Source organism: Pseudomonas oryzae, from assembly GCF_900104805.1.
Taxonomy (GTDB): domain Bacteria; phylum Pseudomonadota; class Gammaproteobacteria; order Pseudomonadales; family Pseudomonadaceae; genus Geopseudomonas; species Geopseudomonas oryzae.
This window is the reverse complement of sequence record NZ_LT629751.1, coordinates 3,438,427-3,456,577: the sequence shown is the minus strand read 5'-3', so window position 1 is coordinate 3,456,577 and position 18,151 is coordinate 3,438,427. Positions and strand designations below refer to the sequence as shown.

The 18,151-nt window shown below is 71.3% G+C and carries 15 protein-coding genes; 4 read left to right on the top strand and 11 right to left on the bottom strand.

The features are described from left to right. Positions 1-6: 6 nt before the first annotated feature. The 6 genes from BLT78_RS15520 to BLT78_RS15495 form a co-directional block, all read right to left on the bottom strand. Positions 7-1,899: a putative bifunctional diguanylate cyclase/phosphodiesterase gene (locus BLT78_RS15520; RefSeq protein ID WP_090350070.1), complete on the bottom strand. Its 1,893-nt coding sequence runs from the start codon at positions 1,897-1,899 to the stop codon at positions 7-9. Between the two features lie 126 nt (positions 1,900-2,025). After that, positions 2,026-2,553, bottom strand: coding sequence for an inorganic diphosphatase (gene ppa / locus BLT78_RS15515; protein ID WP_090350067.1), 528 nt, complete (start codon positions 2,551-2,553; stop codon positions 2,026-2,028). A gap of 121 nt (positions 2,554-2,674) precedes the next feature. Next, a complete protein-coding gene (locus BLT78_RS15510) occupies positions 2,675-3,493 on the bottom strand; it encodes a M90 family metallopeptidase (protein ID WP_090350064.1) in 819 nt (272 codons plus the stop codon). Positions 3,494-3,575: 82 nt separating this feature from the next. After that, complete coding sequence (locus tag BLT78_RS15505; RefSeq protein WP_090350062.1) at positions 3,576-3,920, bottom strand: YdbL family protein; 345 nt, start codon at positions 3,918-3,920, stop codon at positions 3,576-3,578. A gap of 10 nt (positions 3,921-3,930) precedes the next feature. Further along, positions 3,931-4,122 (bottom strand): YnbE family lipoprotein, encoded by a 192-nt coding sequence (locus tag BLT78_RS15500; protein ID WP_090350061.1) that lies wholly within the window; start codon positions 4,120-4,122, stop codon positions 3,931-3,933. A gap of 15 nt (positions 4,123-4,137) precedes the next feature. Then, complete coding sequence (locus tag BLT78_RS15495; protein ID WP_090350059.1) at positions 4,138-6,369, bottom strand: YdbH domain-containing protein; 2,232 nt, start codon at positions 6,367-6,369, stop codon at positions 4,138-4,140. 175 nt (positions 6,370-6,544) lie between these two features. Between BLT78_RS15495 and mpl the strand changes: the two genes are divergently transcribed. Genes mpl through BLT78_RS15480 form a run of 3 tightly spaced genes read left to right on the top strand, consistent with a single transcriptional unit; the run spans position 6,545 to position 8,826 of the window. Then, on the top strand, positions 6,545-7,897 hold the full coding sequence (mpl, locus tag BLT78_RS15490) for a UDP-N-acetylmuramate:L-alanyl-gamma-D-glutamyl-meso-diaminopimelate ligase (RefSeq protein WP_090350058.1): 1,353 nt from the start codon (positions 6,545-6,547) through the stop codon (positions 7,895-7,897). 12 nt (positions 7,898-7,909) lie between these two features. Next, a complete protein-coding gene (gene ubiX, locus BLT78_RS15485) occupies positions 7,910-8,539 on the top strand; it encodes a flavin prenyltransferase UbiX (protein WP_090350057.1) in 630 nt (209 codons plus the stop codon). Beyond that, the gene (locus BLT78_RS15480) at positions 8,539-8,826 is read left to right on the top strand and encodes a YceK/YidQ family lipoprotein (RefSeq protein ID WP_090350056.1); all 288 of its coding nucleotides are present in this window, start codon (positions 8,539-8,541) and stop codon (positions 8,824-8,826) included. The genes ubiX and BLT78_RS15480 overlap by 1 nt, the downstream gene beginning before the upstream one ends. A 209-nt stretch (positions 8,827-9,035) precedes the next feature. Here BLT78_RS15480 and BLT78_RS15475 read toward each other — a convergent pair whose 3' ends face one another. From BLT78_RS15475 to BLT78_RS15455, 5 genes are all read right to left on the bottom strand, one after another. Continuing rightward, positions 9,036-9,902, bottom strand: coding sequence for an MBL fold metallo-hydrolase (locus tag BLT78_RS15475; RefSeq protein ID WP_090350054.1), 867 nt, complete (start codon positions 9,900-9,902; stop codon positions 9,036-9,038). 120 nt (positions 9,903-10,022) lie between these two features. Further along, positions 10,023-11,804: an acyl-CoA dehydrogenase C-terminal domain-containing protein gene (locus BLT78_RS15470; protein WP_090350051.1), complete on the bottom strand. Its 1,782-nt coding sequence runs from the start codon at positions 11,802-11,804 to the stop codon at positions 10,023-10,025. Positions 11,805-11,900: 96 nt separating this feature from the next. Further along, a complete protein-coding gene (locus BLT78_RS15465; protein WP_090350046.1) occupies positions 11,901-13,574 on the bottom strand; it encodes a cation acetate symporter in 1,674 nt (557 codons plus the stop codon). Beyond that, on the bottom strand, positions 13,571-13,900 hold the full coding sequence (locus tag BLT78_RS15460; RefSeq protein WP_090350044.1) for a DUF485 domain-containing protein: 330 nt from the start codon (positions 13,898-13,900) through the stop codon (positions 13,571-13,573). The genes BLT78_RS15465 and BLT78_RS15460 overlap by 4 nt, the downstream gene beginning before the upstream one ends. 123 nt (positions 13,901-14,023) lie before the next feature. Beyond that, positions 14,024-15,643, bottom strand: a complete 1,620-nt coding sequence (locus BLT78_RS15455; RefSeq protein WP_090350041.1) for an acyl-CoA synthetase — start codon at positions 15,641-15,643, stop codon at positions 14,024-14,026. A gap of 196 nt (positions 15,644-15,839) precedes the next feature. Between BLT78_RS15455 and BLT78_RS15450 the strand changes: the two genes are divergently transcribed. After that, on the top strand, positions 15,840-18,149 hold the full coding sequence (locus BLT78_RS15450; RefSeq protein ID WP_090350038.1) for a PAS domain-containing sensor histidine kinase: 2,310 nt from the start codon (positions 15,840-15,842) through the stop codon (positions 18,147-18,149). Positions 18,150-18,151: the final 2 nt, after the last annotated feature.

Below are 18,151 nucleotides of genomic sequence, written 5' to 3'. Positions count from 1 at the left end.
GCCGGTTCAGCTGTTCTCGGCGCAGGTCGGCGCGAGGGGCTGGCCGGCCTCGCTCCAGATGGCGGCCGGCTGCGGCCGCCCGTAGAGGAAGCCCTGCTGGTGGTGGCAACCGTTGTCCAGCAGGAAGTCGGCCTGGCGGACATTCTCCACGCCCTCGGCGACCACGCGCATGCCCAACTGCTCGGCGATCACCAGGATGCCGCGCACCAGTGCCACCGATTCGCGGCAGGCGGGCAGGCCGGTGACGAACTGGCGGTCGATCTTCACCCCGTGGAACGGGAAGAACTGCAGGTAGGCCAGCGAGGCGTAGCCGGTGCCGAAGTCGTCGAGGAACAGGGTCAGGCCCGCCTGCTTCAGCGCGTGCAGGGTATCGTGCACCTGCTGGTCGGCGTCCAGCAGGGTGGTCTCGGTGATCTCCAGCTCCAGGCGCTGCACCGGCGGGCGCTCCTCGGCGAGGATCGCCAGCAGGGTGCCGGCCAGGTCGCTCTGGCGGAAGTCCAGCGGCGACAGGTTGACCGCGATGCCCCAGTCGCGGCCTTCGTCCTGCCAGCGGCGCAGCTGGCGGCAGGCCTGGCGGAAGATCCAGCGGGTGGCCTCGATGATCAGCCCGGTTTCCTCGAGCACGGCCATGAACTGCGCCGAGTTGACCAGTCCGCGCTGCGGCGAATGCCAGCGCAGCAGCGCCTCGAAGGTGCAGCGGCCGCCGCGCAGGTCGACCTGTGGCTGGTAGTACAGCTCGAACTCGTCGCGTGCCAGGGCGTTGCGCAGCTCGGCCTCCAGGCGGTGGCGCTGTTCGGCTTCCTCGGCCAGGCGCTGGTCGAAGTGGGCCAGCCGGTTGCGGCCGCGGCTCTTGGCCTGGTAGAGGGCGAGATCGGCCTGCTTGAGCAGCTGCGTGGCGTCGCCCGGCGCGCCGGGCGGCTGCTGGGCGATGCCGATGCTCGGGCTGGTGAACAGCTCGTACTGCTGGATGTGGAACGGCTGGCGGAAGTCCTGCAGCAGCTGCTCGGCGAGGGCCTGGCCGTGGCTGGCGAATTCGGCCGTGAGCAGCACGACGAACTCGTCGCCGCCGAGGCGGGCGAGCATGGCGCGCGGCGGCAGGCGCTTGCGCAGGTGTTCGGCCACCGCGCGCAGCAGCTGGTCGCCGATCGCGTGGCCGAGGGTGTCGTTGATCCGCTTGAAGTGATCGAGGTCGATGAACAGCAGGGTCTGCGCCTCGCCGCACTGCAGGCCGAGCTCGAGGCGGGCGAGCAGGTGGGTGCGGTTGGCGGTGCCGGTCAGCGGGTCGAAGTGGGCCAGGTAGTGCAGGCGGTTCTCCGCCTGCTTGCGGTTGCCGATGTCGCGCGCCAGCAGCAGCTGCAGGGTCTGACCGTCGCGCTGGAATGGCGTGCACGAGGCCTCCAGCGGGAAGCTGCCGCTGCTGCGGCGGGCGGCGAACTCGAGGTTGCGGTTGGGCTGGGCGAGCAGGCGCGCCCAGGCGTCCTGGCCGAGCAGCAACTGGTCGATGCACTGCCCGCCGAGGGGCTCGCCGCCGCGCTCGAAGAGTTGTACGGCGGCCGGATTGGCCGACTCGATGCAGCCGTCGCGGTCGACCACCAGCATGCCGATGGGCGCGGCGTCGATCAGGCTGCGCAGCAGCTGCTCGCTGTCGCGCAGGGCGTGGCGCTCGTCCTCGAGCTGGCCGATCACACGGTTGAGGTGGCGGGCCAACTGGCCGATGGCATCGTCGCTGACGTCTGCGCCGCGCGCCTGGCTGTCGCCGGCGGCGAAGGCATCGGCTGCCGCGGCGAGGGCGTTGAGGCGCCGGCTGTCGCGCCGGTGCTGCTGCAGCCAGAGGCCGCCGAGCGCCAGCAGCAGGAGGGCGAGCGATGCGAGCAGTCCGTACAGCAGAGACAGGGGCATGGGGCGGACGAGTCCAGCGTTGAGACCGGTCACCTTAGCTCAAAGGTGCGCGCAGGAGAATCCTGGATAAAACGATCGGGCATAAAAAAGCCGGCTTGTGGCCGGCTTTACCGTAGCGGGTTCGACTTACTTCTGGTAAGCCGCTGCCGCCTTGAGGATCACTTGGCGGGCCTCTTCGGCGTCGCCCCAGCTTTCCACCTTGACCCACTTGCCCGGTTCGAGGTCCTTGTAGTTCTCGAAGAAATGCTTGATCTGTTCGATCAGCAGGGCCGGCAGGTCGGTGTAGTTCTGCACGTCCTTGTACAGGACGGTCAGCTTGTCGTGCGGTACGGCCAGCAGCTTGGCATCGCCGCCGCCTTCGTCGGTCATGTGCAGCACGCCGACCGGGCGGCAGCGGATGACCGAACCCGGAGCCACCGGGTAGGGCGTCACCACCAGCACGTCGAGGGGGTCGCCGTCGTCGGCCAGGGTGTGCGGGATGAAGCCGTAGTTGGCCGGGTAGAACATCGGAGTGGCCATGAAGCGGTCGACGAACAGGCAGTCGCTGTCGTGATCGATCTCGTACTTGATCGGCGCGTGATTGGCCGGGATCTCGATGGCGACGTAGATGTCGTTCGGCAGGTCCTTGCCGGCCGGGATCTTGCTGTAGCTCATGGGTGACTCCACAGGGTTGGGGCCAAAAAAGTGGCGCGTATTATAGGCGCATTCGACGGGATGCGCCACGTTGTCGCAGCGCCGGCGGCGCCGTGTGCGACCGCCGGCAGGACGGGCGCGGCTACGCGCCCTGCTCGTGCGCCATGCCGGCCTGCAGGGCGGCGGTCAGCGGCGCGAGGCGGGGCAGCGGATCCTGGCGGTAGAAGGCGGCCAGCTGCGCGTACACCGCCGGGAAGGCGGCGGCGAGCAGGTCGGGGGCGCTGAAGAAGTATTCGCTGGTCACCGCGAAGAACTCGGCCGGGCTCTCCGCGGCGTAGGGGTCGATGGCGGTCGCGGCGTCGGGGTCGCGGTCCAGTTCGGCGTTGAGCGCGTCGTAGGCCTGCTGCATGGTCGTGGCCCAGGCGTCGATGCGCATGTCCGGGTGCAGCGGCGGCAGGCCGTTGGCGTCGCCGTTGAGCATGTCGAGCTTGTGCGCCAGCTCGTGGATCACCAGGTTGTAGCCGTCCAGCGTGCCGCTGGCCTGCACCCCCGGCCAGGCGAGGATCACCGGGCCCTGGTGCCAGGCCTCGCCGCTGCGCTCGTCGTCCCAGACGTGCTCGACGCCGGCCTCGTCGCGATGGCGCTGCGGGCTGAGGAAGTCGTCGGGGTACAGCAGCAGCTGGTGGAAGCCCTGGTACCAGTCCAGGTCGGGCAACTTGAGCAGCGGCAGGCAGGCCTGGGCGGCCAGGCGCAGGCGTGCGCCGTCGTCCAGCTCGACCCCGGGCAGGCAGGTCAGCTGCTTGTCGTGGAGGAACAGCAGGCTCAGCTCGCCCAGGCGCTGGCGCTCGGCCAGGTCCAGGCCGGCGAGCAGCGGCAGCTCGGCGCACACCGCGGCCCACAGCTGCGGGTCGAGCGGGTGGCGGGCGAGCAGGCGGCGGCGCCGCCAGTTGCGGAAGAACACGGCAGGTGGTTCCTGGGGCGACGGACGGGAGCGCGATTGTACGCCATCGCCACCCGGCCGCGGTGCCCCGCTGGCGCTGCGGCTACTTGCGCCGCCACTGGCCGTCGATGCGGATGTACTGCCCGGCGGGAGTCTTGTCGATGGCCTTCTTGCCGGCCAGCGCCTCGACGTCGCCGAGCTTGATGCCGTTCTGGGTGGCGAGCTTCTGGTATTCGGCCCGGCGTGCCTGGTTGATCAGGCGGGCGATCTCGCCGGCCTGGCCGCCGGGCCGGACCACGCCGAGGTAGCCGTCGGTTTGCTCGCCGAGCTGGCCGGCGGCCTTGGCGGCCGGCAGGGCGGTCATCGCTCCGGACAGGTCGAGGGCCAGCGCCTGCAGGCTGAGGCCAAGGGCGAGCAGCAGGGTGACGATGCGCTTGGTCAGGGTCATGGCGGGCTCCTCAGAACAGGCCGCTGGATTGGTCGAGAATGCCGTCCAGCGCCTTGTCGACCTTGATGTAGATCTCGTGTTCGATCTTCACGTTGAGATTGATGTTGATCGGCTCCTTGGGCGCGGCCAGTTGCACCGTGGGGGTGCAGGCGGCCAGCGGCAGGCCGAGCAGCAGGGCGCAGGCGAGGGTGCGCAGGCGCATGGCGCGTCTCCCGTGTCAGTCGCGCCGCTGCAGCCGTTGCTGCACGCGGCGCTGGATGGCTTCGTTGACCCGGCCGGACAGCTGCAGGCTGGTCAGCAGGGCCGGGACGTTCTCTTCCAGGTTGATGGTGAAGTTCACCGGCCGACCGCCTTCCAGCGCCGGGTTGCGCCCGGACAGCTGCAGGGTCAGCAGCAGGCGACCGGAGGGTGCGTAGTCGACCTGGCCGTCCAGCCGATCGTAGCGGAAATCCTCCAGTGCCGTGGTGGCCAGTTGCAACGCGGGATTGCTGCGGCCGAAGGCGCGGATGCGCTCCGAACGCAGCTGCAGCACGCCGCCGGGGGGGCGCGCCGTCAGCCGGCCGCCGTCGACGTGCAGGCCGTCGTCGGCCAGGCGCAGCGGCAGTTCGCCGTCGAGCAGGCCGCTGCCGGTCAGCCCTTCGGCCGGATAGACCTTGAGCAGTTCGGCCAGTTCCAGGCCGTCGGCCTGCAGGCGCAGGGCCAATGGCCGCTGTGCCACGGCGAAGGCCTCCGGGCGGGCGCGCAGCCGGCCGCCGAGCAGCGTGCCGTCCAGCTGGTAGAGGATCAGGGTGCCGGCCTGCGGGGCGTCCAGCCCGGCGACGTAGCTGGCGCGTGCCGCGAGCGGGCCGAGCGGCACGCCGGGGTTGAGGCGGGCCAGGCGCAGGGCGGGCAGGCCCAGGCGCAGCTCGCCGTCCTGCAGGCGGGCCTCGAGACGGGCGTCCAGCGCCTGCAGCTCGGCGCGGTCGTAGATGCCGGTGGCGCCGACCAGCTGCAGGTCGAGGCCGGCCTGCGGCTGGCCGCCGGCAACCAGGCGGAGCTGGCCGCTGGCGCTGAGCGAGCCGGCGGACAGCTCCAGCAGCGCCGGCCAGTCCGTCAGGCTGCTGGCCAGCGGGTTGGCGCCGGCCAGCGCCAGCGCGGGCAGCTCGGCCTGCAGGTCGAGCCTGTCGCCGGCCGCGCGGGCGTCGAGGCGCAGGGTCAGGCCGGCGGCGTTGTCCAGGCGGCCGGCGAGACGCTGTTCGCCCGTCGCGGCGTGCAGCGTGCCGCGCCAGTCCCAGCGTTGGGGCTTGAGGCGGGCGTGCTGCAGGTTGCCGATGCGCACGGCCAGCGGGCCGCTCAGCCGCATTGCGCCATCCGCCGCCTGCTCGAGTTGCAGACCGGCGAGGTCGGCGCGCAGCGCGTCGAGGCGCACGGCGGCCGCCGCACCGTCCAGGCGGCGGGCGGCGATCTGCGAGCCGTCGGCGAAGCGCAGGCGCAGGGCCGGCGCCTGCCACTGTCCGCTCAGGGTCAACTCGGCGCTGGGCTCGTGCAACGCCATGTCGCCCTGGCGCCACTGCGGCAGGCGGGCCTGCAGGCGCAGCCGGTCGATCGCCAGTTGCGCCGGCAAGCCCTGCTGCGGCTGCCAGGCGGCGGGCAGGCGCACGGTCCATTCGCCCTGCAGCGCGAGGTCGTCGGGCAGTTGCGCCAGCGGCGCGGCGGCGGCGCCGAGCATCTGCGCCAGCCAGGCGTGCAGCCAGGCGGCCGGCGGGCGCGCCGGCAGCTGCAGCGTGCCGTGCAGCGCGCGGCCCTCGGTGTCGCCGCTCAGGCTGGCGGCGATGACGAGGTGCGGGCGCTCGTCGAGTGCGAGGGTCAGCTGCAGCTCGGCGGCCTCCGGGCTGCCGCGCAGCGCGCCGGCGAGCAGCAGGCGGTGTTCGCCCTCGTGCAGTTCGAGCCGCAGGCTGGCCGGCAGCAGCGCGGCGCCGGGCTGCTGCAGCGCGAGGCTGCCGCTCAGCTGGCAGGCGGCGGTGGGGCAGGGCAGGCGGGCGTCGATGCGGGCGACGTGCAGCTGGCGCGGCAGCCAGGCGAACAGGCGGACCAGCGCGTCGGCGGTGGGCAGGCGGCTGGCCTCGCCGCCGGGGCTGGCGGGCGCCTGCCAGTCCAGGCCGAGGCGCTGCACGGCGATGCGCTCGAGCACGGCGCCGCGCCGTTCGAGCGACCAGTCCAGCTGCAGCGCCTCGGCCACCAGGTGCAGGCGCCGGCCATCGGCGGCCAGCTGCCGCAGCTCCAGGCGCGCCAGGCGCAGGCCGGCAGGCGACAGCTCGAGCCCCTGCCAGTCCAGGCCGACGATGCCCTGCTCGGACTGCACGCGCTGCCACAGCCAGGCGCCGTAGCCGCCGGCGCTCAGTGCGGCGGCCAGCACCAGCAGGGCGCTCCAGCCCAGGAGACGGCGCCAGCGGCGCGGGCGTGCCGGCATCGGGAGGTCCTCATCGCGGATGTCCTGCGCCAAGGGTGCGGTGCGCTGCCGGGCAAGGCAAGCGGCGGCATGCGCAAGGTCCCGGAATTGGCGGTCGCGTCTGTGGTCCATCGGGGGCTGTGCTAACCTGCGCGACAGTTTTCCGGGCCTTGCCTGCCCGTATTCGAGGACACCCATGCATATCCATATTCTCGGCATCTGCGGCACCTTCATGGGCTCGCTGGCGGTGCTGGCCAAGGAACTCGGCCACCGCGTCACCGGCTCCGACGCCAACGTCTACCCGCCGATGAGCACCCAGTTGGAAGCCCAGGGCATCGAGCTGCTGCAGGGCTACGAGCCGGCGCACCTCGATCCCGCGCCGGACCTGGTGGTGATCGGCAACGCCCTGTCGCGCGGCAATCCGGCGGTGGAGCATGTGCTCAACGCCGGCCTGCCCTACGTCAGCGGCCCGCAGTGGCTGGCCGACCACGTGCTGCAGGGGCGCTGGGTACTGGCGGTGGCCGGCACCCACGGCAAGACCACCACCAGCAGCATGCTGGCCTGGGTGCTGGAGGACGCCGGGATGAGCCCGGGCTTCCTGATCGGCGGGGTGCCGCAGAACTTCGGCGTCTCCGCGCGCCTGGGCGGCACGCCGTTCTTCGTGGTCGAGGCCGACGAGTACGACAGCGCCTTCTTCGACAAGCGCAGCAAGTTCGTCCACTACCGTCCGCGCACCGCGATCCTCAACAACCTGGAGTTCGACCACGCGGACATCTTCCCCGACCTGGCGGCCATCGAGCGGCAGTTCCACCACCTGGTGCGCACCGTGCCCGGTCAGGGGCTGATCGTCCGCCCGGCCGCCGAGCAGGCGCTCGGCCGGGTGCTGGAGATGGGCTGCTGGACCCCGGTGCAGACCACCGGCCACGGCGGCCAGTGGCAGGCCCACCTGCTCGCCGAGGACGGCTCGCGCTTCGAGGTGCTGTTCGAGGGCGTCGTGCAGGGCACGGTGGAGTGGGAGCTGAGCGGTCGCCACAACGTCGCCAACGCGCTGGCCACCCTGGCCGCGGCGCGCCACGTCGGCGTCACCCCGGCGCAGGGCTGCGCGGCGCTGGGATCGTTCAGGAGCGTCAAGCGGCGCATGGAGAAGGTCGCCGAGGTCAACGGCATCACGATCTACGACGACTTCGCCCACCACCCGACCGCCATCGCCACCACCCTCGACGGCCTGCGCAAGCGCGTCGGCAGCGCGCCGATCATCGCGGTGGTCGAGCCGCGCTCCAATTCGATGAAGCTCGGCGCGCACCGCGAGGGTCTGGCGGACTCGGTGAACCAGGCCGACCGCGCCATCTGGTACGCGCCGGCCAACCTCGGCTGGGACCTGGCCGCCACGGTGGCCGGCGCCACGGTGCCGAGCACGGTGTGCGACTCGCTGGAGGGCATCATCGCCGCGGTCAAGGGCTGCGCCATCCCCGGCACCCAGGTGGTGATCATGAGCAACGGCGGCTTCGGCGGCCTGCACGGCAAGCTGGCCAAGGCGCTGGCCGGATAAGGAGCAATGGCGATGAGCGGTCCCGAACGCATCACCCTGGCGATGACCGGCGCCTCCGGCGCCCAGTACGGCCTGCGCCTGCTCGACTGCCTGGTGCAGGAGGAGCGCGAGGTGCACTTCCTGATCTCCAAGGCGGCGCAACTGGTGATGGCCACCGAGACCGACGTCGCCCTGCCGGCCAAGCCGCGGGCGATGCAGGCCTTCCTCAGCGAGTACACCGGCGCGGCGCCCGGGCAGATCCGCGTGTTCGGCCAGGACGACTGGATGGCGCCGCCCGCTTCCGGTTCCAGCGCGCCGGCGGCCATGGTGGTGGTGCCCTGCTCGACCGGCTCGCTGTCGGCGATCGCCACGGGGGCGTGCAACAACCTGATCGAGCGTGCCGCCGACGTGGCGCTCAAGGAGCGCCGCCAGCTGATCTTGGTGCCGCGCGAGGCGCCGTTCTCCACCATCCACCTGGAGAACATGCTCAGGCTGTCGAACATGGGCGCGGTGATCCTGCCCGCCGCACCGGGCTTCTACCACCAGCCGCAGACCATCGACGACCTGATCGACTTCGTGGTGGCGCGCATCCTCAACCTGCTGAACATTCCCCAGGACATGCTGCCGCGCTGGGGCGAGCACCACCGGGTCAGCGAGGACTGATGCGCCGCTTCCTTCCCCTGCTGCTGGCGCCGCTGCTGCTGGGCGGCTGCGCCAGCGTGCGCACCCTCGACGCCGCCCAGCCCGGTGCGCCGCTGATCTACGCCGGCACCCGCCTGGACTGGTACGCGCTCAACGGCGGCTGCTGCCCGCGCGACCACTTCGGCGCCGAGGCGCCGAAACACCCCGGTCTCGACCTGCCGGCCAGCGCGCTGCTGGATACCCTGCTGCTGCCGTTCTCGATCGCCGCCGAGCTGGGCATCGGCCTGCAGGTGCGCGGCGGCAACTGAGCGCGGCGTGTGCCTTAACACGAGTGCAACACTTGTCGCCTAGGCTGAACCCAGCTCAAGGATGACCGACCGTTGCACGGAGTGCAGCCGACAGGATGTCAGCCGGCAGGACGCCGGCCTGGTCTAGAAAACCCGCTTCGGCGGGTTTTTTGTTGCCTGCGCAAATGGCGGTCGCCGCTGGCAGTCGGCGGCCGCATGGCTGGGCGACACTACTCCGCCAGCCCCACCACCTCGCCGCAGCTCTCGCTCAGGCCGTACTTGCCCCTGGCATCGCGGCTGACCCGGCCCATGGCCACCTTCGGATCGTGGGTGAACACCAGCCGGCCATTGCGCGCCAGCAGGTCTTCCAGCAGTGCGGTCTTTTCCTCGATCAGCCCTTCCGGGAAGCGGTCGTAGCCCATGGTGATCGGCAGGTGCACCCAGGGCGCGCCGGGGATCAGGTCGCCGGCGAACACCACCGGGCCGCCGGGCATGGCGACCTCGGGGAGGAACTGGCCTGGGGTGTGGCCGTCGCTGACATGGAAGCGCCAGTCCGGGCCGAGGGTCGGCGAGCTCTCGCCGTCGGCGAGCAGCTCCAGGCGGCCACTGGCCTCCAGCAGCTCGAGCAGCTCGGGGATGTACGAGGCGCGGTCGCGGGCGTGCGGCGCCATGGCGCGCTGCCACTGGCGGCGGCCGGTGACGAAGCGCGCGTTGGGGAACAGCAGGCGCGGCGGCTGGCCTTCCTCCCAGGGGGCGAGCAGGCCGCCGGCGTGGTCGAAGTGCAGGTGGGTGAGCAGCACCACGTCGATGTCGGCGTCGGTCAGGCCGAGCTTCGCCAGGTTGTCGAGCAGCACGTGGCGGTCTTCCTGCACGCCGTAGCGCTCCTTCAGCTCCGGGCTGAAGAAGGCGCCGATGCCGGTCTCCACCAGGATGTTGCGGCCGTCCTCGCGCACCAGCAGGGCGCGGCAGCCGAGGTCGATGCGGTGCAGGGCGTCGGCCGGCATCCAGCGCTCCCACAGGGCGCGCGGCGCGTTGCCGAACATGGCGCCGCCGTCGAGCTTCTGGCTGTTGCCGGACAGGGTGGTCAGGGTACGCATGGTCAATCCTTGTTGTTCTTGTCGGGGGACGATACCGCCAAGGCTACTCCCGCCCCGGGCATCCCGCAGCAGAAAAAAGGCCGCGGCGGTCGGGCAGGCGACCGCCGCGGCCAAGGGGACTCAGAACTGCTCGTCGTCCAGCCCGTACAGCGGCGCGCTGCCGGCGCGGATGCTCGCTTCCAGGCTGTGGATGCGCGGCAGCAGCTTGCGGAAGTAGAACTGCGCGGTGGCCAGCTTGCCGGCGTAGAAACTTTCATCGTCGGCGCGGCGCAGGCTGGCGACACTGGCCATGCGCGCCCACATGTAGGCGTAGGCGACGTAGCCGAACAGCTGCAGGTAGTCGACCGCGGCGGCGCCGACCTCGGCGGGGTTCGCCGCGGCCTGCTGCTCCAGCCACAGGCTGACGCTCTCCAGGCGTTCGACGGCGGCGAGCAGCTCGCTGGCGTAGGGCTGCGCGGTACCGGCCGGGCTGTCGACGAAGGCGCGGATCTCGGCGGCGAACAGGCGCAGGCTGGCGCGCTGGTTGCCGAGCACCTTGCGGCCGAGCAGGTCGAGCGCCTGGATGCCGTTGGTACCCTCGTAGATCTGCGCGATGCGCACGTCGCGCACCAACTGCTCCTGGCCCCATTCGCGAATGTAGCCGTGGCCGCCGAACACCTGCTGGCCGAGCACGCAGCTCTCCAGGCCGGTGTCGGTGAAGAACGCCTTGGCCACCGGCGTGAGCAGGGCGACCAGCGCTTCGGCGTGCTCGCGCTCGGCGTCGTCGACGGCGAACTTGGCCAGGTCGAGCTGCTGGCCGACCCAGGTGGAGAAGGCGCGGCCACCCTCGGTGAGCGCCTTGATGGTCAGCAGCATGCGCCGCACGTCGGGATGGACGATGAGCGGGTCGGCGCTCTTCTGCGGCTGCACGGCGCCGGCCGGCGCGCGGCCCTGCAGGCGCTCGCGGGCGTAGGCCACGGCGCTCTGGTAGGACGCCTCGGCGCAGCCGATGCCCTGGATGCCGATCGACAGGCGCTCGTAGTTCATCATGGTGAACATCGCGGCGAGGCCGCGGTTGGGTTCGCCGACCAGCCAGCCGGTGGCGCCGTCGAAGTTCATCACGCAGGTGGCGGAGGCCTTGATGCCCATCTTGTGCTCGATCGAGCCGCAGGTGACCGGGTTGCGCGCGCCGAGGCTGCCATCGGCATTGACCAGGAACTTGGGCACCAAGAACAGCGAGATGCCGCGCGAGCCGGCCGGGGCGTCGGGCAGGCGCGCCAGCACCAGGTGGACGATGTTCTCGGTGAGGTCCTGCTCGCCGCCGGTGATGAAGATCTTGCTGCCGCTGATCGCGTAGCTGCCGTCGGCCTGCGGCTCGGCGCGCGAGCGCAGCAGGCCGAGGTCGCTGCCGGCGTGCGCCTCGGTCAGGCACATGGTGCCGGCCCACTCGCCGCTGTACAGGCGCGGCAGGTAGGTCTGCTTGAGTTCCTCGCTGGCGTGGGCGTCGATGGCCAGGCAGGCGCCGGAGGTCAGCGCCGAGTACAGGGCGAAGCTGGAGCCTGCGGCGTAGAGCATCTCCTCGAACTGCACGGCGAGCATCTTGGGCATGCCCAGGCCGCCGTAGGCCGGGTTGCCGGCCAGGCCGACCCAGCCGCCCTCGATGTAGGTGGCATAGGCCGCGCGGAAGCCCGCCGGGGTGGTCACCGAACCGTTGTCGAAGCGTGCGCCTTCCTCGTCGCCGCTGCGGTTGAGCGGGGCGAGCAGGCCGCCGGTGACCTTGGCGGCCTCCTCGAGGATGGCGTCGGCGATGTCGCCGTCGATGGTCTCGCTGAGCGCCGGCAGGCGCGCCCACAGGCTCGGGGCCTGGAAGACTTCGTGGAGGACAAAGCGCATGTCGCGCAGCGGGGCGTTGAACTCGGGCATGGGGAAACCTCGATGGATCGGGCGCCGGGGCGCCGGGTGGTTCGCGCGCTCCGGCCGCCGTCGCCGGCCGCCGGAGCGCTGTTGCAGGACGGAAGGTCAGTGGGCGACCGCGGCGGCCGAGCCGAGGCCGGTCTGTGCGCGCACGAACTGGTCGTCGAAGGCGGCGCGCTCGCGCGCGGCGCGGGCGCTGCGGTCGAGTTTGGAGACCACCACGATGACCAGGAACGCCAGCGGCATGGAGATCAGCGCCGGGTGGTCGTAGGGGAAGATCGCCTTGGCGTTGCCGAGCACGGTGACCCATACCGCCGGCGACAGGATCACCAGCAGCATGGCGCTGACCAGGCCGGCGATACCGCCGCACAGCGCGCCCTTGGTGGTCAGGCCCTTCCAGTACATGGCCATGATCAGCACCGGGAAGTTGGTCGAGGCGGCGACGCCGAAGGTCAGGCCGACCAGGAAGGCGACGTTCTGCTTCTCGAACAGGATGCCGAGCAGGATGGCGACGATGCCCAGGCCCACGGTGGCCAGGCGGGTCATGCGCATTTCGTCCTTCTCGCTGGCCTGGCCCTTCTTCAGCACGGTGGCGTAGAGGTCGTGGGAGATCGCCGAGGCGCCGGCCAGGGCCAGGCCGGACACCACCGCGAGGATGGTGGCGAAGGCCACCGCGGAGAGGAAGCCGAGGAACAGGTTGCCGCCGACCGCCTTGGCCAGGTGCATGGCCACCATGTTGCCGCCGCCGATCAGCGCGCCTCTGGTGTCGCCGCCGACGAAGTACTGCGGGTCGCTGCCGACGATGACGATGGCGGCGAAGCCGAGGGTGGCGACCACCAGGAAGAAGAAGCCGATGAAGCCGGTGGCGTAGAACACCGACTTGCGCGCCTCCTTGGCGTTGGGCACGGTGAAGAAGCGCATCAGGATGTGCGGCAGGCCGGCGATGCCGAACACCAGGCCGAGCGACATCGAGGCGGCGTTGAACGGGTCGGCGAGCATGCTGCCCGGGCCCATGATCGCCTGGCCGATGGCGTGGGTGTCGACGGCGCGGGTGGCCAGGGTCGAATAGCTGAAGCCGAACTCGGCCATGGCCAGCAGGGCCAGGGTGGTGCCGCCGGCGAGCAGCAGCACCGCCTTGATGATCTGCACCCAGGTGGTGGCGATCATCCCGCCGAAGATCACGTAGACCAGCATCAGCGCGCCGACCACCATCACCGCCACCGGGTAGTCGAGGCCGAACAGCAGCTTGATCAGCTGGCCGGCGCCGACCATCTGCACCACCAGGTAGCAGCACACCACGGTCAGCGAGCCGAACGCGGCGAAAGTGCGGATGCGCGTCTGGTCGAGACGGTAGGAGACGATGTCGGCGAAGGTGAAGCGGCCGAGGTTGCGCAGCCGTTCGGCCATCAGGAAGGTGATCAGCGGCCAGCCGACGAAGAACGCCACGGTGTAGACGAAGCCGTCGTAGCCCTTGGCGAACATCAGGCTGGACAGGCCGAGCAGGGTGGCGGCGGACATGTAGTCGCCGGCGATCGCCAGACCGTTCTGGAAGCCGCTGATGCCGCCGCCGGCGGTGTAGAAGTCGGAGGTGGAGCGGGTCTGCCGCGCGGCCCACCAGGTGATCGCCAGGGTGGCGAGGACGAACACGAAGAACATGCCGATGGCGTGCAGGTTGAGCGGCTGCTTCTCGGCGGCGGCCACCGTGGGGCCGGCGAAGGCGGCGACGGGCAGCAGGGCGAGGGCGGCCAGGCCCAGGCTGGCGAGGTGCGGGCGCTTCATTGGCGGCTCTCCTGCACGAGTTCGGCGCTCAGGGCGTCGAAGCGGGTGTTGGCGCAGCGCACGTACCAGCCGGTGAGCAGCCAGGAGAACAGGATCACCGCCGCGCCGACCGGCAGGCCGATGCTCAGCGGGCTGCCCGCGGCCAGCGGCCGGTGCAGCAGCTCGGGGGCGAAGGCGACGATGGCCATGAACAGGAAGTAGGCGCCGAGCACCGCGGCGCTCAGCGACCAGGCCAGGCGCGAACGGCTCTGCGCCAGCTGGCGGAACTTGGGATTGTTGCGGATGTGGTCGTAGCTCTGCGCGTGACGGGAAACGCTGAGGTCCATGAGAGGCTCCGGATTGTTGTTGTAGTCGGGGATCGCCATGACGCCCGCGGCGCTGCCGGGCAGGCCGCGGGGTGGCGCCGTCGCGGTGGGCGGCGCCGTCATCCGTGTCGACCGGGGGGCGGACTAGAGCGCCCGCGCCCAGTCGCGCAGCACGTACTTCTGGATCTTGCCGGTGGAGGTCTTCGGCAGGGCGTCGAACACCACGGTCTTGGGTACCTTGAAGTGCGCCAGGTGCTCGCGGCAGAAGGTGATGATCTCCGTCTGGCTGGCCGCGTGACCCTGCTTGAGGGTGACGAAGGCGCACGGCGTCTCGCCCCACTTCTCGTCCGGGCGGGCCACCACCGCGGCCTCGAGCACCGCCGGGTGGCGGTACAGCACGCCCTCGACCTCGATGGTCGAGATGTTCTCGCCGCCGGAGATGATGATGTCCTTGAGGCGGTCCTTGATCTCCACGTAGCCGTCCGGGTGGCACACGGCGAGGTCGCCGGTGTGGAACCAGCCGCCGGCGAAGGCTTCCTCGGTGGCGCTGGGGTTCTTCAGGTAGCCCTTCATCACCGTGTTGCCGCGCATGAAGATCTCGCCGAGGGTTTCGCCGTCGCGCGGCACCGGCTCGAGGGTCTTCGGGTCGCCGACCATCACCCCCTCCAGGGTCGGGTAGCGCACGCCCTGGCGCGCCTTGATGCGTGCGCGCTCGTCGAGCGGCAGGGCGTCCCACTCCTCGTGCCAGGCGCACACGGTGACCGGGCCGTAGACCTCGGTGAGGCCGTAGACGTGGGTGACCTTGATGCCCATTTCCTCCACCGCGCCGATCACCTTGGCAGGCGGCGCGGCGCCGGCGACCATGGCGTGCACCGGGTGGTCGATGGCCGCCTTGGCCGACTCGGGCATGTTGACCAGCGCGTTGAGCACGATGGGCGCGCCGCACAGGTGGGTGACGCGGTGCTCGCGGATCAGGGTGAGGATCTTCTGCGGGTCGACCCGGCGCAGGAACACGTGGGCGCCGGCCAGCGCGGTGATGGTCCACGGATAGCACCAGCCGTTGCAGTGGAACATCGGCAGCGTCCACAGGTACACCGGGTGGTGGCCCATAGCCCAGGTCATCTGGTTGCCCATGGCGTTGAGGAAGGCGCCGCGGTGGTGATAGACCACGCCCTTGGGGTTGCCGGTGGTGCCGGAGGTGTAGTTGAGGCTGATCGCCTGCCACTCGTCGTCCGGCCACCGCCAGGCGAATTCCGGGTCGCCCTCGGCGAGCAGCGCCTCGTAGTCCAGCTCGCTGAGCGCCGCGCCCTCGCCGTACTCCGGGTCGTCGACGTCGACCACCAGGATCGGCCGGCCGAGCATGCCCACCGCGGCGTGCACCACCTCGGCGAACTCGCGGTCGGCGATCAGCACCTTGGCCTCGCCGTGCTGCAGCATGAAGGCGATCGCCTCGGCGTCCAGGCGCACGTTGAGGGTGTTGAGCACGGCGCCGATCATCGGCACGCCGAAGTGCGCCTCGAGCATCGCCGGGATGTTGGGCAGCATCACCGCCACGGTGTCGCCCTGGCCGATGCCGCGACCGGCCAGCGCCGAGGCCAGGCGCCGGCAGCGCCGGTAGGTCTCGCGCCAGTTGCGGCGGATGGCGCCGTGGATCACGGCGAGGCGTTCGGGGTAGATGCTGGCGGTGCGCTCGATGAAGCTGAGCGGAGTGAGGGCGAGATGATTGACGGGGGCGGGCGCGAGGCCCTGCTCGTAGATCGACATGACTGTATCCGCTGGCTGATTGTTAGCTCTGTTCTTGTTGGTGCATCGACGCGGCGCAGCCGGATCGACGACCTGCGGCACCACATCCCTGTGGTGACTTGTCCCGAGCATAGATCGGTTTTGCGGAAATGTGTATAGGTTTTTATCTAACCTCGTATGGTATAAGTACTATAAAAATCGAGGGAGGCCAGAGATCATGCCGCATTCGGACCGCCAGGCCGCGGCCCCGTCACGCGAACTGCGCGAGCTGCTGCGCCTCGCCGGCGCGGGGGTGAGCCGCGACGAGTTGGCCGATGCCCTGCTGCGCCTGGCGCAGGCGCGGGCGGAGGTGGCGCAGGCCTACTACCTGGCCTGGCAACCGGCGGCCGGTACCTACGCCGAGCTGGGCAGCGCGCGGCGCCTGCCGCCGGGTGCCGGCGACCTGGCACAGGCCAGCGACGCCGCGCTGTTCGCCGCGCTGGCGGCGCACGGCCAGCTGCAGGTCGAAAGCCTGCGCGCGCTGCCCTGCTGGCTGGCCGGGCGGCTGCGCCGTGCGGCGATCCGGAACGGCGTGGCGCTGGCGCTGGAGCTGGCGCCCGGCGAGCCCGGCCTGCTGCTGCTGGTGTTCGCCGAGGGCGTCGCCGCGGGGCTGGCCGGCTGGCTGGGCGAGCTGCTGCGGGCGCTGCTCGGTCAGGCGCGCGAGCAGGCGCCGCCGGCGCCGCTGCTGCAGGCCGACGACGCGCCGAGCCTGCTGCTCGATGCCGACGAGAGCCTGCTCGACCTCAACCGCGCCGCCCACCGCCTGCAGCAGGACTGTGCGCTGGCGGTGCCGCTGGCGCTGCTGCCGGTCAACCACCGCCAGCTGGCGCAGGCCTGCCGCACCCAGCAGCGCGCGGTGGGGCCGGTGAGCGCCGAGGTCGGCGGGCGCAGCCTGCTCTGGCAGTTCATTCCCGCCGATGGCGGCCGCGTGCTGGCGCGCGGCCGCGATGCCAGCGAGCAGTTGCGCGGCGAGCGCGAGGCGGCGCAGGCGCGCCGGCTGTACCGGGTGATCACCGAGAACACCACCGACCTGATCTCCCGGCACACCCCGGACGGCCGCTTCCTCGACGCCTCGCCGGCGTCCTGGACCCTGCTCGGCTACTGGCCCGAGCAGCTGCGCGGCCTGCGCGTGCGCGAGCTGCTGCATCCCGACGACCTCGAGCAGATGCGCCAGGCGCGCGAACAGCTCGAGCGTCTCGGCTATCACACTATGAGCTACCGCCTGCGCCACCGCGACGGCTACTACCTGTGGTTCGAGACCGCCGCGCGGGCGATCCGCGAGACCTACACCGGCACGGTGGTGGAGATCGTCAGCGTGTCGCGCGACATCACCGCGCGGGTGCGCGGCGAGGAGGCGCGCCGGCGCCTGGCCGAGGTGATCGAGGCGACCACCGACCTGGTGCTGTTCACCGACCGCGCCGGCAATCTCACCTATCTCAACCAGGCGGCGCGGCGCACCCTAGGCCTGGGCGAGGAAGCGCCGCCGCCGCTCGGCGCGCTGCTCGCCCCCGCCGAGCTGGCGCGCCTGCTCGACGAGGGCCTGGCCTGTGCCGAGCGCAACGGCGTGTGGCGCAGCGACATGCGTCTGCATGCCCCGGACGGCGCGACCTCGCTGCCGGTGTCGCTGGTCCTCCTGGCCCATCGCGGCGCCGACGGCGGTCGCTACTTCTCGCTGGTGGCGCGCGACATGACCGAGCGCGAGCTGCGCGAGGCGCAGCTGCGCCGCCACCAGGACGAGCTGGCGCACACCGCGCGGCTGGTGACCATGGGCGAGCTGGCCTCGGGGATCGCCCACGAGATCAACCAGCCGCTGGCCGCGGTGGTCAACTACGCCAGCGCCAGCCAGCGCTACCTGCAGTCACTGGGAAGCAATCCTCAGGCCGCCGAGCGGGTCGCCCAGGGGCTGGAGCGGATCACCGCGCACGCCAACCACGCCGCCGAGGTGATCCGCCGCCTGCGCGCCTTCCTGCGCAAGGGCCAGCGGCGCATGCAGGCGCTCGATGGTGCGGCGGTGGCGCGCGAGGCGGTGCGCCTGTGCGCCTGGGAGGCGGCGCAGGCGCAGGTGGCGATCGACGAGGATCTGCCGGACAATCTGCCGCCGGTGTACGCCGACCGCGTGCTGCTCGAGCAGGTGCTGCTCAACCTGCTGCGCAACGCCATCGAGGCCAACCGCGAGGCGCATCCCGGCGCGCCCTCGCGCATCCGCCTGGCGGCGGGCCTGGAGGGCGGCGGCCAGCGCCTGTGCATCGGCGTCGAGGACCAGGGGCCGGGGGTCGGCGAGGCGCAGCTGGAGCAGATCTTCACGCCCTTCTACACCAGCAAGGCCGAGGGCCTGGGCCTGGGGCTGTCGATGAGCCGCTCGATCGTCGAGGGTTTCGGCGGCGAGCTGGGCGCCAGCCGCCAGGCCGAGGGGCTGCGGCTGACCTGCAGCCTGCCGTTGGCCGGACGCGGCGAGACCGACGCGGGACAACCAGAACGACAGGAGTGAGC